Annotated in this window: 12 protein-coding genes and 1 pseudogene; 9 read left to right on the forward strand and 4 right to left on the reverse strand. The window is 70.9% G+C overall.

All coding sequences use genetic code 11. From position 1 onward, the window contains the following. On the forward strand, window positions 1–618 hold the full coding sequence (locus tag ACFQMF_RS10460) for a dolichol kinase (protein WP_256409189.1): 618 nt from the start codon (window positions 1–3) through the stop codon (window positions 616–618). A 531-nt stretch (window positions 619–1,149) separates the two neighbouring features. Here ACFQMF_RS10460 and ACFQMF_RS10465 read toward each other — a convergent pair. Further along, window positions 1,150–1,299: a 50S ribosomal protein L40e gene (locus ACFQMF_RS10465; RefSeq protein WP_256409190.1), complete on the reverse strand. Its 150-nt coding sequence runs from the start codon at window positions 1,297–1,299 to the stop codon at window positions 1,150–1,152. 95 nt (window positions 1,300–1,394) lie between these two features. After that, a complete protein-coding gene (locus ACFQMF_RS10470) occupies window positions 1,395–1,664 on the reverse strand; it encodes a thioredoxin family protein (protein ID WP_050033154.1) in 270 nt (89 codons plus the stop codon). Window positions 1,665–1,840: 176 nt separating this feature from the next. On the opposite strand from ACFQMF_RS10470, the gene ACFQMF_RS10475 reads away from it, so the two are divergent. The 3 genes and pseudogenes from ACFQMF_RS10475 to hisE all read left to right on the forward strand — a co-directional run bounded on the left by ACFQMF_RS10475 (window position 1,841) and on the right by hisE (window position 3,009). Beyond that, entirely contained in the window at window positions 1,841–2,005 is a 165-nt protein-coding gene (locus tag ACFQMF_RS10475; protein WP_123113924.1) for a preprotein translocase subunit Sec61beta, read from the forward strand. 33 nt (window positions 2,006–2,038) lie between these two features. Next, window positions 2,039–2,683, forward strand: a pseudogene (gene pdxT / locus ACFQMF_RS10480) (pyridoxal 5'-phosphate synthase glutaminase subunit PdxT); the annotation flags it as partial. Next, window positions 2,680–3,009: a phosphoribosyl-ATP diphosphatase gene (hisE, locus tag ACFQMF_RS10485; protein ID WP_321169223.1), complete on the forward strand. Its 330-nt coding sequence runs from the start codon at window positions 2,680–2,682 to the stop codon at window positions 3,007–3,009. The pseudogene pdxT and the gene hisE, both read left to right, overlap by 4 nt. A 58-nt stretch (window positions 3,010–3,067) precedes the next feature. On the opposite strand, the gene ACFQMF_RS10490 is transcribed toward hisE, so the two are convergent. Next, window positions 3,068–3,472, reverse strand: a complete 405-nt coding sequence (locus tag ACFQMF_RS10490) for an SHOCT domain-containing protein (protein WP_256409192.1) — start codon at window positions 3,470–3,472, stop codon at window positions 3,068–3,070. 167 nt (window positions 3,473–3,639) lie between these two features. Between ACFQMF_RS10490 and ACFQMF_RS10495 the strand changes: the two genes are divergently transcribed. The 4 genes from ACFQMF_RS10495 to ACFQMF_RS10510 all read left to right on the forward strand — a co-directional run bounded on the left by ACFQMF_RS10495 (window position 3,640) and on the right by ACFQMF_RS10510 (window position 13,596). Then, the gene (locus ACFQMF_RS10495; protein WP_256409193.1) at window positions 3,640–5,904 is read left to right on the forward strand and encodes a hypothetical protein; all 2,265 of its coding nucleotides are present in this window, start codon (window positions 3,640–3,642) and stop codon (window positions 5,902–5,904) included. Between the two features lie 149 nt (window positions 5,905–6,053). Further along, complete coding sequence (gene leuS / locus ACFQMF_RS10500) at window positions 6,054–8,753, forward strand: leucine--tRNA ligase (RefSeq protein ID WP_256409194.1); 2,700 nt, start codon at window positions 6,054–6,056, stop codon at window positions 8,751–8,753. A 70-nt stretch (window positions 8,754–8,823) separates the two neighbouring features. Beyond that, window positions 8,824–10,230: a kynureninase gene (gene kynU, locus ACFQMF_RS10505; protein WP_256409195.1), complete on the forward strand. Its 1,407-nt coding sequence runs from the start codon at window positions 8,824–8,826 to the stop codon at window positions 10,228–10,230. Window positions 10,231–10,677: 447 nt separating this feature from the next. Next, window positions 10,678–13,596, forward strand: coding sequence for a DEAD/DEAH box helicase (locus ACFQMF_RS10510; protein ID WP_256409196.1), 2,919 nt, complete (start codon window positions 10,678–10,680; stop codon window positions 13,594–13,596). 497 nt (window positions 13,597–14,093) lie between these two features. Here the strand turns inward: ACFQMF_RS10510 and ACFQMF_RS10515 are convergent, their stop codons facing one another. Further along, window positions 14,094–14,735, reverse strand: coding sequence for an MBL fold metallo-hydrolase (locus tag ACFQMF_RS10515; protein ID WP_256409197.1), 642 nt, complete (start codon window positions 14,733–14,735; stop codon window positions 14,094–14,096). Between the two features lie 98 nt (window positions 14,736–14,833). On the opposite strand from ACFQMF_RS10515, the gene ACFQMF_RS10520 reads away from it, so the two are divergent. After that, window positions 14,834–15,016 (forward strand): DUF5786 family protein, encoded by a 183-nt coding sequence (locus tag ACFQMF_RS10520; protein WP_256409198.1) that lies wholly within the window; start codon window positions 14,834–14,836, stop codon window positions 15,014–15,016. Window positions 15,017–15,018 lie beyond the last annotated feature (2 nt).

Consider the following 15,018-nt stretch of genomic DNA (forward strand, 5'->3'; position numbering starts at 1 on the left):
GTGCCCCTCCCGGCGACGGCGTGGCGGGCCGAGGTGGAGTTCGAGCGGCGGCTGGTCCACGCCGGGGGGACCCTCTACCCGGTGCCGTACCTGCTCGGCTGGTTCACGTGGACCGAGACGCGCTACTTCCTCGTGGCCGCGCTCGCCGTCGTCCTCTCGCTGGAGTTCCTCCGGCTCGTCGTCGGGCTCGACCACCCCCTCTACCGGAAGCTCACCCGGGAGTACGAGTCGGACGCGCTCGCCGGCTACGCGTTATACCAGGTGAGCATGACCGGCGCGGTCCTCCTCCTGGAGCCGACGATCGCGATCCCCGCGATGTGGATGCTGTCCGTGGGCGACCCCGTCAGCGGCGCGCTCGCGGACAACGAGGCCACGGAGGCGAAGCGGCCCGCCGCGTGGATCGCGATGTTCCTCGTCTGCTTCGGGCTCGCCGTCCCCTTTACGATCCCCGCGTTCGGCCCCGACGTGGGCGTCGCCGTCGCGATCGCCGGCGCCGCCCCCGCCGCCGTCGCCGACGGGCTCCCCCCGATCGTCCGCGGGGTCGCGATCGACGACAACCTCACCATCCCGCCCGCCGCCGCCGGGGGGATGCTCCTCGCGATCGCGGTGTTGGGGTAGCCTGCGGGACGGCTCACGGCTCGTTTACGAGCGAGGAGAGCGGTGGCCGTTTATAAACAAACAGTCGCGGCGGCGCGCGCCTCCGAGTGGTCGCCTCCGGCGGCCACGAGGAGCGCGTGCGAGGGAGTCGCTGGCGCCGGCGGCGCCAGCGACAGGGCGAGAGCTTCGCTCTCGCTTGCAACCGGACGTAGTCCGGTGACGAGGCTGGGGAGGCATGAGGTGCGGTTGCGGTACGGGGTGGGACTCAAAGGGGCAGCCGTGAGGCGGGCGCAGGCGACGTAAGCACTGGAAGGAGCGAGCACCGCGAGCGACTGAAGCGCGCAGCGAGCGTGCGCCCGCCTCACGGCTGGGGCTTTGGAGGTCGTCATCACGACATCAACAATTTATAAGCGAGCGGCTTGGGCGGTGGAGATTCCAGTGACGTGAGCGAGCACAGCGGTTTATAACGATCAACGGAGCGAAGATCAGACGAATCGCACCCGCAGCTACCGAACCCGGAGGAGTAGACGAAAAACGCGTATGAGAGACCGCTTACGTCGCGCGGCGTTCCTTCGCCTTCGGGCGGAGGTTCGTGTAGCCGCACTTGCGGCAGCGCTTCGCGTCGGAGGAGTTGCGGGCGTTACAGCGCATGCAGATCTGCCGGTCGAGGTTGCGGCGTTCCGCGGCGTCGAAGCTGGCCATACGGCTACTGTCGCGGCGACGCTGTAAAAGGTTGCGAGACGCGGCGGCGGGTCGGAGACCGCTCGCGCCGCCGAATCAGACGGCGAGTCCGGGCCTCAGGCGCCGGCCTCGGAGAGCGCGGCCTCGATGTCCTCGCGCTGGGTGACGCCGACGAACCGGTCCACGACGCCGTCGTCGTTCTCGACGATCAGCGTCGGGAGCGAGCGCACCTGGTACTGGTTGGCGACGTCCTGCTCCTCGTCGACGTTCACCTTCTGGAGCTCGAAGGCGTCGCCGAGGTCCTCCTGGATCTCCTCCAGGATCGGGTCCTGCGTCTTACACGGGCCGCACCAGTCAGCGTGAAAATCCAGCAGTCGAACAGTCATTATCCGGGCGGTCATTCCGGCGGACCGCGCATAAGGGTTTCCCACTGGTGCACGCCTCGCCGGTGCTCGCCCCGTCCGCGCACGCGCCCGAGGGCTCTGAGCGAGATCCCGATCCCGCGCCCCCGTCCGCGACCGCGAACGAAACGTTTAGAACACCTCGGAAGCCACTCGCAGGTATGAGCAGTGGTTCCAACTCCGGCGGGCTGATGTCCAGCGCGGGACTCGTCCGCTACTTCGACAACGAGGACCGGAACGCGATCTCGATGAGCCCCAAGACCGTCCTCGCGTTCTGCGTCCTCTTCGGCGTCTTCGTGCAGGTCCTCTCGCTGACCGTCGCGTAACCGGCCCGAGACGGAGGTTCGTCTCCCGCACTCGCAAAGCCCCGTAGCGCGTCCTTTTTGCCCCTCGCCGACCGAACCTATCGCATGAAAGCAGGCGTCATCGCCGTGCAGGGCGACGTGGCCGAGCACGCCGCCGCCGTCCGGAACGCCGCGGCCGCCCACGACGAGTCCGCGGCGGTCGTCGAGGTCCGCGACGCCGGGATCGTGCCCGACTGCGACGTCCTCCTCATGCCGGGCGGGGAGTCGACGACCATCTCGCGGCTGATCCACCGGGAGGGGATCGCCGCCGAGATCCGCGACCACGTCGCGAGCGGGAAGCCCGTGCTCGCGACCTGTGCCGGCCTCATCGTCTGCTCGCGGGACGCGAAGGACGACCGGGTCGACGCGCTCGGGCTCGTCGACGTCTCCGTCGACCGCAACGCGTTCGGCCGCCAGAAGGACTCGTTCGAGGCGAAGATGCCGGTGACCGGGCTCGACGAGCCGTTTCACGCCGTGTTCATCCGGGCGCCGCTCATCGACGACGTGGGCGCCGACGTCGAGGTGCTCGCGACGGTCGACGGCCGACCGGTCGCCGTGCGCGACGGCCCCGTCGTCGCCACCGCGTTCCACCCGGAGCTCACCGACGACCCGCGGATCCACGACCTCGCGTTCTTCCCCGAGGACGAGGTGGTCGCGTGAGCGACACGGAGGCGGACGCTGACGGAGAGCCCGACGCCCCGTCCGAGGCCGTCCTCGACGAGCTGTTCGCCACCATCGAGTCGCGGAAGGCGGAGCTCCCCGAGGGGTCGTACACCGCCTCGCTGTTCGCCCACGAGAAGGGCGAGAACGCCGTCTTGGAGAAGATCGGCGAGGAGTCGACGGAGGCCATCCTCGCGGCGAAGGACGACGACCGCGACGAGCTCACCGCCGAGAGCGCCGACCTCGTCTACCACCTGCTGGTGCTGCTCGCGATGAAGGACCTCGACCTCGGCGACCTGCGCGGGGAGCTCCGCGAGCGGTTCTGACCGCCTTCCGCGCGAACCTGGGTTCCCGCTCACGCCCCCCCGCCCACGCCACTCACGTCTACCGCTCGCGTTCGAGTTCGCGGTCGAGCTCGTCGAACTCCTCCGTCTCCAGCTCGCTCTCGATCCGACGCTCGAACTCCGCCTCGCTGATCTGCCCTTCGACGTACTGCCGTCGGAGTCGGTCTTGACGGCGCTCCGCCGCGTCGTCGGTCGACGTCGACGAGGACGACCGCGAGTCGCCGATCGAGCCCGCGTCGACCGAGGCGTCGTCGCTCCCGGAGAGCCACGACCCGGCCTTGTACGCGACGTAGACGACCCCGGCGAGAACGGCGAGCGTGACGACCCCGGAGATCACCGCCCACGCGAGGCTCAGGATCGCCGAGACGACGGAGACGAGGACGCTGACGCCGATCAGGACCGCGAGCGCGACCGCGCCGTAGTAGAGGGCCTGCTTCCCGTCCATACCGGGGAGTGACGCGTCCGACCGCAAATACCTTCGGCCGGGGGCGATCCCACACCGTCCCGGCGTCAGAAGACTTATTCTCGGGGGTATTCGTTACATTCGGAAATGGCACCGGAACCGCGAACCCGACCGAGACGCGTCCCCGTGCGGTCCGACGAGGGACGAACGTGACCGAGTCCGGCCGCCGGAGCGGTGGATCCGAAGGGCGAACCGTCGACCGCCGGACCGTCCTCGGCGCGCTCGCGGGCGCCGGGACCGCCGCGGTCGCCGGCTGCTCCGGCTCCGAGCCCGACGACGCGCCGACGGGCGACCTGGACTCCGATCGGCTCGACGAGCTCGCGGCCCGCTTCGCGCCGACGCTGTACTTCGACGCCGCGGAGCCGTGGTACCCCACGGACCCGCGTCCGTACGCGACCGAGGCGGACGGCGAGACGGTCGTCGACGGCTTCGCGGCGTTCGACGGCTACCACGAGCGGTTCGAGGCGGCGGGCGCCCCGCCGGACCCGACGGTGTTCTACAACGGCGTCCGGTACGAGGGCTCGCCGCTCGCGGTCGTCCAGTTCTGGTTCTACTCCGCGTTCGACCAGTTCACGGCGAACTTCCACTGGCACGACTGGGAGGTCCTCCACGTGTTCGTCGACCTCGACACGGGCGACCCGCAGCTGTACGTCGCCAGCTCGCACTCCCGGAGCGTCCCGAACAACGAGTTCCTCGACCCGGACCCCGAGGTCGTCCCGCGGATCCTCCCCGAGCTCGGCTCGCACTCCAGCACGCTCTCGGTCAACGAGATCCCCGACGGCTTCCGGCGCGTCGGCGAGGACGGGCTGCTCGCGGACATCACCAACACCACGATCGACACCGTCGAGGACCTCCTCGGGATCCCGATCGCGTACGGGCTCCCCCGCGACGAGGGGGCGCGGCTCCCCTTCGTCGTCCCCGAGTACGAGGGCGAGCCGATCTACGAGCACCCCGACCTCCCCTCGGTCACGGAGTCGTCGCTGGTCGACGGGGCCCTGACGGTCCGGTCGCTCGACGCGCTGCGGTCGCCCCCGACCGACCTCCCGCTCCGGGAGACGGGGATCGCCTTCCGCCACGCCGACCGGGAGGACCCGCTCGCGGACGAGACCGTCGACGAGGTCGTCGGCTACGAGCTCGTCGAGAGCGCCGAGCTGGAGGAGATCGCGGCGTTCACCGGGCCGCAGCTCAGCTTCGAGTTCGCCGTCCCCCAGGCGGTCGAGGACGCCGTCGCGAGCCACATCACGACTACTGGCGTCCCGTGGGAGCAGCCCCGCTACGAGAACCCCGCGCTCGACGTCACCGCCGGGAACCACCGGGCGGAGCTCGCCGCCAGGTACGACGCGATCGCCGCCGACGAGTCGGTTGGGAGCGAGGCGGCCGGCGCGCTCGACGCGGTCGTCGCTCGCGTGACGCGGGCGATCGAGACCGATGAGGCCCCCGATGGCGAGGGGCTGACGACGACCGACGCGGGCGTCGAGTCGGTCGTCCTGATCGAGAGCGACCCCGAGGCGGTCCCGACGTTCGCCGGCGGGGTCGCGGTCGCGAACGGGGTCCCGGAGGGCGACCACCGCCTGACGGTGAACGGCGCCGGACGGGCGCCGCACAGCGAGCAGCTGACGGTCTCGGCCGACGAGCCCGTGACGGCCGCGGGCGCGGACGGCGAGATCCCGCTCGTCGCCCGCGGTGACGCGCGGAAGGTGGAGCTGTCGGACGCGGAGAGCGACGTCGACCTGGCGCGGACGGCGATAGAGGACGACTTCGCCGGGCGGATCTACGACTCCGCGATCGACGGGAGCGACGCGGCCTACGTCCACGCCGGCGGGGCGTACACGACCGAGATCCGCGACGCCGACGGCGAGGTCGGCGCGTACCGGGTCAATCCGGATCCGTCGTTGGGGGGGAGCGGCGACGGCTCGGGCGACGAGGACGGAACTCCCGGGAACAGCCCGATCCGGATCGAGCGCCCGGAGACGGGGGCGGCCCCGCTCGCCGGCTACGTCGCCGACGTGGCAGAGGAGACGCGCGCCGCGGTCGCGGCCGCGGCGGCGGAGGGCGACGACAGTGACGACGGCGACGAGGATGACGACGGCTCCGGCGGCGGGAGCGGCGGCGGAGGCGGCGGTTCCGGCGGGGGCGGTTCCGGCGGCGGCCCGTCGAACGCGGTGAACGGGCTCGAACGCGCCCTCGCCGCCGCGGTCGACCAGGCGAGGCGGGCCGAGGAGCGCGCCCGCGAGGGCGACGCCGAGGGGACGGAACGCCAGTTAGCGAACGTGCTCGACCGGATCGCGCGGATCGAGGAGCGGCTCGCGGCGGCCCGCGACGGGCTCCCGCCGGGGCTCGCGAACGCGACCGGAAGGCGAGTCGAGCAGGCGACGCGGCGCGTCGAGCAGGCGCGGAACGCCGAGAAGCTGTAGCGGCCGGACGGTCCCCGCCCGGGGCGCCAGCGCGCGAGGGGGGCGGCGGCGCGCAGCCATTCCGATCCTCGCCCACGGGGGAGCGTGTCACGCCGCACCAGTGGATGGAAAGCTATACGACGCCGACCCGACCACGAGTATATAAGCAGATGTCTCAGGAGGGTTACGACCACACCGCGGTCGAGAATCGGTGGCAGGAGGCGTGGGACGACGCCGCCGTGTATCACACGCCGGACGAGGCCGACGACCCGACGTACGTCCTCGGGATGTACCCGTACCCGTCCGGGAAGCTCCACATGGGCCACGTCCGCAACTACACGATCACGGACGCGTACGCCCGGTACCGCCGGATGCGCGGCGACGACGTGCTCCATCCGATGGGGTGGGACGCGTTCGGCCTCCCGGCCGAGAACGCCGCCAAGGAGCGCGACACCAACCCCCGCGACTGGACGTTCGACTGCATCGACACGATGAAGGGGCAGATGAAGTCGATGGGGTTCGGCTACGACTGGGACCGCGAGATCACCACCTGCACGCCGGAGTACTACGAGTGGAACCAGTGGCTGTTCGGCCGCTTCGCCGACGCCGACCTCGTGGAGCGGCGCGAGGCCGAGGTGAACTGGTGTCCCTCCTGCGAGACCGTCCTCGCCGACGAGCAGGTCGAGGGCGACGCCGAGCTATGCTGGCGCTGCGACACCCCCGTCGAGACCCGCGACCTCGACCAGTGGTTCCTGGAGATAACCGAGTACGCCGACGAGCTACTTGAGGCCATCGACGACCTAGAGGGGTGGCCCAACTCGGTCCGACAGATGCAGCGCAACTGGATCGGCCGGCAGTACGGCACGACGCTGGATTTCGAAGTCGACGGGCACGGCCCCGTCGAGGCGTTCACCACCCGCGTCGACACCGTCCACGGCGCGACGTTCTTCGCGCTCGCGCCGGACCACCCGATCAGCGAGGAGCTGGCCGCCGAGGACGACGCGGTCCATCAGTTCGTCCACCACGAGGCCGACCCCGATGGCGACGAGCCGAACGGCGTCGAGACCGGCCTGACCGCGACCAACCCCGTCACGGGCGAGGAGATCCCCGTCTTCGTCGCCGACTTCGTCCTCTCGGACGTGGGGACGGGCGCGCTGATGGCGGTGCCCGGCCACGACGAGCGCGACCACGCGTTCGCGACGAAGAAGGGCCTCGACATCGTGCCCGTCGTCGCCCCCGAACCGGACGACTGGGACGGCGAGACGGTCCCGGACGCGCCGGACGTGAGCGAGGAGCCGTTCACCGACGACGGGGTCCTCGTCAACTCCGGCGAGTACAGCGGCCTCGACAGCGAGACGGCCCGCGAGCGACTCACCGCGGAGGTCGAGAGCGCGGCGGAGAGCACTCAGTACCAGCTGCGCGACTGGGGGATCTCCCGCCAGCGCTACTGGGGCACCCCGATCCCGGTCGTCCACTGCGACGACTGCGGCCCCGTGCTCGTCCCGGACGAGGACCTGCCCGTCGAGCTGCCGGAGTTCATCAACACCACCGGGAACCCGCTGGACGCCGCCGAGGAGTGGAAGGCGACGACCTGCCCGGAGTGCGGCGAACCCGCGACCCGCGAGACCGACACGATGGACACGTTCGTCGACTCCTCGTGGTACTTCCTGCGCTACGTCTCGCCCGGCCTCGACGACGCCCCCTTCGACCTGGAGCGCGCGAACGACTGGATGCCGGTCGACCAGTACGTCGGCGGCATCGAGCACGCCGTGATGCACCTGCTGTACTCGCGCTTCTTCACCAAGGTGCTCGCCGACGAGGAGGGACTGGAGCACCGCGAGCCGTTCACGAACCTGCTGGCGCAGGGGATGGTCCAGCTGGAGGGCGAGAAGATGTCGAAGTCGAAGGGGAACGTCGTCTCCCCCCAGCGGATCGTCGACGAGTACGGCGCGGACACGGCCCGGCTGTTCATGCTGCAGGCGGCCCGGCCCGAGCGCGACTTCGACTGGTCCGAGGAGGGCGTGCGGTCCACCCACCGGTTCCTGGCACGGCTGAGCGACCTCGTGGAGGAGCAGGCGGCGGGCGGCGGGGCGGGGGACGGTGCGGGCGACGCGGACGCCGCCGACGCCGCCACCGCCGATCGCGACACGATCGACGACTACGTCGCCGACGAGATCGACGCCGCCGTCGCCGTCGCGGGCGACGAGTACGACGACCTGACGTTCAACGTCGCGCTCCGCGAGGCGCAGGACCTCGTGGGGACGCTCCGGAGCTACCGCGAGCACGCCGACCCGGACCCCGACACCTTCGAGCGCGGGCTCGACGTCGCCGTCCGCCTGCTCGCGCCGGTCGTCCCGCACCTCGCCGAGGAGCTGTGGGAGGCGCTCGGCCGCGACGGGTTCGTCGTCGAGGCCGACTGGCCGACCGCGACGGTCGACCGCGACACCGTCGAGAAGCGCCGACGGCTGGTCGCGAACACCCGCGAGGACGTGCGCGACATCGTCGACGTCGCCGGCATCGAGGACCCCGAGCGGATCGACGTGGTCGTCGCGCCCGACTGGAAGTACGACGCGCTGTCGATCGCGATCGACAGCGACGCCGACAACCTCATCTCGGAGCTGATGTCGGAGTCGCACATCCGCGAGCGGGGGGACGCCGCCGCCTCGTACGGGCAGGACCTGCAGGCGAACCGCGAGGCGCTGCGGGCGACCCTGTCGGGCGACGAGGAGTACGACGCGCTCCGTGCGGCCGCGTGGCTGATCGAGCGCGAGTTCGACGCGCCGGTCCGGGTCGAGCGCGCCGCGGACGCCGACGAGAGCGCGGTCCGGAAGGCCGAGCCGGGACGGCCCGCGATCGACATCGTCGAGTAGCGGCCGGCTCCGCTCTCGAATATCTCCGACGGCCCGGAAGCGATTAGTCGACGGCGACGCCCGAACCCGTATGGACGACCCGTACGCTCCCGCCCGCGACGCACTCGCCGGCGATGGGCCCGACGGCGACGCGCGCGACTCCGCGGACGCCGACCCGGCGGTCCTCGCCGCCCGTCTCGACGACGCGGACCCGCTCGCCGGGTTCGCGGACCGGTACCGGATCCCGGACGACCTGCTCTACATGGACGGCAACTCGCTCGGCCCCGCGAGCGACGCCGCCCTCGCGAGCCTCGACCGCGTCGTCGACGAGTGGCGCGAGCTGCTCATCTCGGGGTGGACCGACGCCGACCCGCCGTGGTTCTCGGTCGGGGAACGGCTCGGCGACGCGCTCGCGCTCCTCGTCGGCGCCGACCCGGACGAGGTCGTCGTCGGCAACTCGATCACGGTGAACATCCACACCCTGATCGGCACCTTCCTCGACGAGCTGCTGGCGGGGAACGGGCCCGAGCGAGAGGGGGTCGAGCGCGCCGACGGGAGCCGGGACGCCGGGGTCACCCCCGCCGTCCTCGTCAACGAGCTCGACTTCCCCTCCGACCACTACGCGATCCGCGCGCAGCTCCGGGGGCGCGGGATCGACCCCGACGAGAAGCTCCGGGTCGTTCCGAGCCGCGACGGGCGGACGATCGACCCCCGAGATGTCGAGGCCGCGCTGGAAGCGCACGACGACGTGGGGATCGTCTTCATGCCGACCGCGCTGTACCGGTCGGGACAGCTGTTCGACGTCGAGCGGATCACCCGGGCCGCCCACGAGGCGGGCGCGTACGCCGGCTTCGACGCGGCCCACTCCGCGGGGGCGGTCCCGCACGAGTTCGGCGCGGCCGGCGTCGACTTCGCCGTGTGGTGCACGTACAAGTACCTCAACGCCGGCCCGGGGTCGATCGGCGCGCTGTTCGTCGCCGAGCGCCACCACGGGCTCACGCCCGCGCTGGCGGGGTGGTGGGGTCACGAGAAGGCGACCCAGTTCGAGATGAACATGACGTACACCCCCGCCGACTCGGCTGGCGCGTGGCAGATCGGGACGCCGCCGCTGTTCTCGGCCGCGCCGCTGGAGGGGTCGGTCGAGCTCCTGCGCGAGGCCGGAATCGAGCGCCTGCGCGCCAAGTCGCTCGCCCTGACCGACTTCCTGATCGCCCTCGTCGACGACCGGCTGCCCGAGGTGTCGGTCGGCACGCCCCGAGAGCACGCCGCCCGCGGCGGTCACGTCGCGCTGGAACACCCGCACGCCGAGCGACTCAGCGAGGCGCTCAAGGACCGCGGCGTGGTCGTCGACTTCCGTCCGCCGAACGTGGTCCGCGTCTGTCCCGCGGCCCCCTACACCTCGTTCGCCGACGTGCTCGACGTGGTCGACGAGATCGAGGCGATCCTCGACAGCGGCGCGCACGAAAAATACGAGACGAGCGAGGGCGGCGTGACGTAGGGGGCGACGTCCATTTATAGCGAGATATGAGGTGGCGCGTGCCGATGAGCAGCCGTAAGGCTGCGAGTCGCACGCGCGAGGGAGCCCGCGGCCGCCATTGGCGGCCGCGGCGAGGCTGGGGAGGTGTGAGGCTGCGGTGCCGTGCAGTCGGGGCGGGATTCAAAGGGGCAGCCACGAGGACGAAGCACGGCGCAGTAAGCACCGCAGGAACGAGCGAAGCGAGTGACGAGGAGCACAGCAAGCCGCGCGAGTCGTCGTGGCTGGGGCTTTGGCGGCGTTCTCCGGCGACCTGTAGTCAACTGCTTATGAGCGAGCGGCCGGGGCTTTGGCGGTGTTCACCACTATCAACCGGTCATCAACGTATAACCGACTACCAACCACTTATAAACAGAATTCGTATAGCGACGGGCTTAATCGCCCGAGCACCCAATCCGAACCGATCACAGAATGGCGGAACCGTCGGGCATGGACGCGTTCGCGCACCTCAGGAGCGAGGTCCGGGAGGCGCTCTCCGACCAGGGGTTCACCACTCCCACGGAGCCGCAGCGCGAGGCGATCCCGCCGCTCGCCGAGGGGCGGAACGCGCTCGTCCTCGCCCCGACGGGCACCGGGAAGACGGAGACCGCGATGCTCCCCGTCTTCGACGCGATCGTCGACGCTCGGGATTCGCCCGGAGACCGGCCTCGCGAGGGTATCTCCGCGCTGTACATCACCCCGCTCCGCGCGCTCAACCGCGACATGATGGACCGGCTGGAGTGGTGGGGCGACTGCCTCGGCGTCGAGGTGGCGGTGCGCCACGGCGACACCACGCAGTACGAGCGGTCGAAGCAGGCCGACGACCCGCCGGACGTGCTCATCACGACGCCGGAGAGCCTGCAGGCCATCCTGACCGGCTCGAAGATGCGCGTCGCCCTCGAAGACGTCGCGCACGTCGTCGTCGACGAGGTCCACGAGCTGGCCTCGGCGAAGCGCGGCGCGCAGCTCACGGTCGGGCTCGAACGCCTCCGGCGCGTTTCGGGGCCGTTCCAGCGGATCGGCCTGTCGGCGACCGTGGGCACTCCCGAGGAGGTCGGGCGGTTCCTCGTCGGGAGCGGGAAGCGCGACCCCGACCGCGAGGGCGACCGTGCGTTCGAGATCGTCGAGGTCGCGGCCGGGACGCGGACCGACGTACGCGTGCTCGACCCCGAGATCACCGAGCGCGACTCCGCGCTCGCCGGCGAGCTCGCGGTCGACGAGACGACCGCGAGCCACGTCCGGACGATCCGCGAGATCGTCGCGAACCACGAGTCGACCCTGATCTTCGTCAACACGCGACAGACCGCGGAGGCGCTCGGGTCGCGGTTCAAGGCGCTCGCGGAGCGGGAGGAGACGGACGAGGGAGTCGGCGACCCCACCGAGATCGAGGTCCACCACGGCTCGCTCTCGAAGGACGTGCGGATCGACGTGGAAGACCGGTTCAAGTCGGGCGAGCTCGACGGGCTCGTCTGCACCTCGTCGATGGAGCTCGGCATCGACGTGGGGCGGGTCGACCACGTGGTCCAGTACGGGAGCCCGCGCGAGGTCGCCCGCCTGCTCCAGCGCGTCGGGCGCGCGGGGCACCGCCGCGATCTTGTCTCGGAGGGGACGGTCGTGACGCAGGGGGGCGACGACACGCTCGAAGCGCTGGCGATCGCCCGGCGCGCCGGCGAGGAGCTCGTGGAGCCGGCCGCGATCCACCACGGGAGCCTCGACACGGTCGCGAATCAGGTCGTCGGCGTCGTGATGGACGAGGGCGACGTGCACGCCCGCGAGGCGTACGAGATCGTCACGAGCGCCTATCCGTTCCGGGAGCTCTCGGAGCCGCAGTTCCAGGAGGTCGTCCGCGAGCTCGACGGCAACCGCCTGCTGTGGCTCGACGAGGAGTCGGACACCCTCGAGAAGTCCGGGGGCACGTGGCAGTACTTCTACGCGAACCTCTCGATGATCCCGGACGAGTCCACCTACGAGGTGTACGACATGTCCTCGCGGCGGGGAATTGGTACCCTCGACGAGCGGTTCGTCGTCAACTTCGCCGGCCCGGGCGAGACGTTCATCCAGCGCGGCGAGATGTGGCGGATCACGGAGGTCGACGAGGAGGAGGAGCGCGTGAACGTCACGCCCATCGCCGACCCCGCGGGCGAGGTGCCCTCGTGGATCGGTCAGGAGATCCCGGTCCCGAAGCCCGTCGCGGAGGAAGTGGGACGGATCCGCGGCGAGGCCGCCGAGGCGCTCGCCGCGGGGTCGACCCCCGAGGCGGTCGCGGCGGACCTCGCGGAGCGCTACCCCGCCGACGAGGAGACGATCGCGAGCGCCCTGCAGCCGGTCGTCGACCACGTCGACGCCGGCCACCCCGTCCCCACCGACCGCCGAGTCGTGATCGAGGGGAGCGCGCGCACCGTCGCGGTCAACGCCGCCTTCGGCCACGAGGTGAACGAGACCCTCGCGCGCCTGCTCGCGGCGCTCGTCGGTCAGCGCGCGGGCTCGTCGGTCGGGATGGACGTGGACCCCTACCGGATCGAGTTTGAGGTCCCTCACGGCGTCAACCCCGGGACCTTCCGCGAGGTGCTGGAGACGACCGACCCCGACCGGCTGGAGGCGTACCTCGAACTCGCCCTGAAGAAGTCGGACGCGCTCAAGTTCACGCTCGCGCAGGTCGCCGCGAAGTTCGGCGCCGTCAAGCGCTACCGCGAGGGGAAGGGGCGGTTCGGCGGCGACCGCCTGCTCGCGGCGCTGGAGGGGACGCCCGTCTACGACGAGGCGCTCCGCGAGGTGTTCCACGCCGACCTCGCGGTCGGGGAGACGGCCGAGCTGTTGGCCGACCTGCAAGACGGGTCGATAGAGACCGCGATCGCCCGCGAGCGCACGCCGCTCGGGACCGCCGGGCGCTCCGCCGGGACCGAGTTCCTCGTCCCGGAGAACGCCGACGCCGACGTGATCGAGACGGTCCGCGAGCGCATCCGGAACGACCGCGTCATCCTCTTCTGTCTCCACTGCGCCGACTGGCGGCGCACGACGAAGGTGCGGCGCGTCCCCGACCAGCCGGAGTGCCCCGACTGCGGCTCGACCCGCGTCGCCGCGCTGAACCCGTGGGACGACGAGACGGTCGCGGCGGTCCGGGCCGACGAGAAGGACGAGGAGCAGGAGCGGCGGACGGAGCGGGCGCATCGGGCGGCGAGCCTCGTCCAGACGCACGGGAAGCGCGCCGTGATCGCGCTGGCGGCGCGGGGGGTCGGGCCGCACAACGCCGCGCGGATCATCAACAAGCTGCGCGAGGACGAAGACGAGTTCTACCGCGACGTGCTCAGACAGGAGCGCGAGTACGCGCGGACGCAGTCGTTCTGGGACTAGATCGAGACTCAACTGTTACGGTCATTGATAAGCAAAACCGTGGTGCGATCGTTCAGTTATAAATAATCGGCCGTGCGACGAATACGTCCAACGCCCCGGTAGCTCGGTGATACTTTTTTAGCTACTTCACCGTGGCACCGCCAAAGCCCCAGTCGCGAGGACTCGCGCGGCTCGCTGCGCGCTTCGGTCGCTCACTTCGTTCGCTCCCTCCATTGCTTGCGTCGCCGTGCTTCGCCCTTCCGAGAGACTTCGTCTCTCGTCTTCCCGCTCGCTCCGCTCGCGGGAATCGCGACTTGCCCCTTTGAGTCCCGCCCGCACAGCGCCGCACAGCCTCACACCTCCCCAGCCTCGTCGCTCGCTCGGGCTCCCTTCGGTCGCCCGCTCGCGACTCCCTCGCGCGTGCTGGCTCGCGGCCGCCACGGGCGGCCGCTCGCAGGCGCACGCCACCGCACATCTATTTATAAATAGTCACCGCTGTCGCCCCCACGATTCGCCCCCTATTCGTCCGGGTACTTCGGCTCGCGGCGCTCGGCGCGCTCGGTCGCGCGCTCGATGACCTCACGGACCGTGTCGGGGCCGTCGCTCGCGCGGTAGACGTCGCCGTGTCCGGGGTACATCGCCTCGACGGTGTCGGGCAGGCGGTCGAGGAGCGCGTGCAGGCTCTCGATCAGCGTCTCGCGCGACTGGCCCGCCATGTCGGTGCGGCCGAAGGATCCGTCGTCGAACGCGCCGTCGTTGTAGACGACCACGTCGCCGGAGTAGAGCCGCTCCTCGCCTACCAGAGCCACGTGGTCGTCGGCGTGACCCGGCGTCTCGACGACCTCGCAGGGCTCGCCGCCGACGAGCACCTCGTCGCCGTCGCCGATCGCCACGTCGCGTCGCGGGTGCGCGGCGTTCGCGTAGAGGGTGGCGTCGAAGCGGTCGAGCACCGCGTCGAGCTCGCCGACGTGGTCGTGGTGTTGGTGGGTCAACACGACACGGTCCAGCCCGTCGACGCCGGCGTCGTCGAGCGCGTCGGCGACGACGTCGTCGACGCCCGGCATCGTCCCGGCGTCCACGAGGGTCGGCGCCTCGCCCGGCACGAGGTACGCGTTGCAGGTGAACTCCTCCGCGTCGGCGGTGGCGGTGATCGGCTCCATACCCACACGAGGGCGTTCGCGGCGTAAAAACGTGTGCGGGCCCGGAGGGCGTTCCGGCAGGGGATTTATCAGTCGCGCTCTGTTAGTCGTACACACAGATGGGCTTCGGAAGCTACGACGAATCCGAACAGGAGAATCAGGACCTGGACGCGGATTTCGACGACGAGGACGGAGTCCGAGCGGCCGAAGAGGTACACGAGGGCGAGGTCGACTACGAGCCCGGCGCCTCGAACGACGAGCTCCTCGACCGGCTCCAGGAGATCAAGTCCGAGGAGACCTGATC

Origin of the sequence: Halorubrum rutilum, assembly GCF_042665015.1 — an archaeon.
Taxonomy (GTDB): Archaea; Halobacteriota; Halobacteria; order Halobacteriales; family Haloferacaceae; genus Halorubrum; species Halorubrum rutilum.

What these genes read in the sequence shown, in the direction of transcription:
- ACFQMF_RS10465 (WP_256409190.1), bottom strand. Translation starts at nt 1,299, where the DNA reads ATGGCCAGCTTCGACGCCGCGGAACGCCGCAACCTCGACCGGCAGATC.
- ACFQMF_RS10470 (WP_050033154.1), bottom strand. Translation starts at nt 1,664, where the DNA reads ATGACTGTTCGACTGCTGGATTTTCACGCTGACTGGTGCGGCCCGTGT.
- ACFQMF_RS10475 (WP_123113924.1), top strand. Translation starts at nt 1,841, where the DNA reads ATGAGCAGTGGTTCCAACTCCGGCGGGCTGATGTCCAGCGCGGGACTC.
- ACFQMF_RS10490 (WP_256409192.1), bottom strand. Translation starts at nt 3,472, where the DNA reads ATGGACGGGAAGCAGGCCCTCTACTACGGCGCGGTCGCGCTCGCGGTC.
- leuS (WP_256409194.1), top strand. Translation starts at nt 6,054, where the DNA reads ATGTCTCAGGAGGGTTACGACCACACCGCGGTCGAGAATCGGTGGCAG.
- kynU (WP_256409195.1), top strand. Translation starts at nt 8,824, where the DNA reads ATGGACGACCCGTACGCTCCCGCCCGCGACGCACTCGCCGGCGATGGG.
- ACFQMF_RS10510 (WP_256409196.1), top strand. Translation starts at nt 10,678, where the DNA reads ATGGCGGAACCGTCGGGCATGGACGCGTTCGCGCACCTCAGGAGCGAG.
- ACFQMF_RS10515 (WP_256409197.1), bottom strand. Translation starts at nt 14,735, where the DNA reads ATGGAGCCGATCACCGCCACCGCCGACGCGGAGGAGTTCACCTGCAAC.
- ACFQMF_RS10520 (WP_256409198.1), top strand. Translation starts at nt 14,834, where the DNA reads ATGGGCTTCGGAAGCTACGACGAATCCGAACAGGAGAATCAGGACCTG.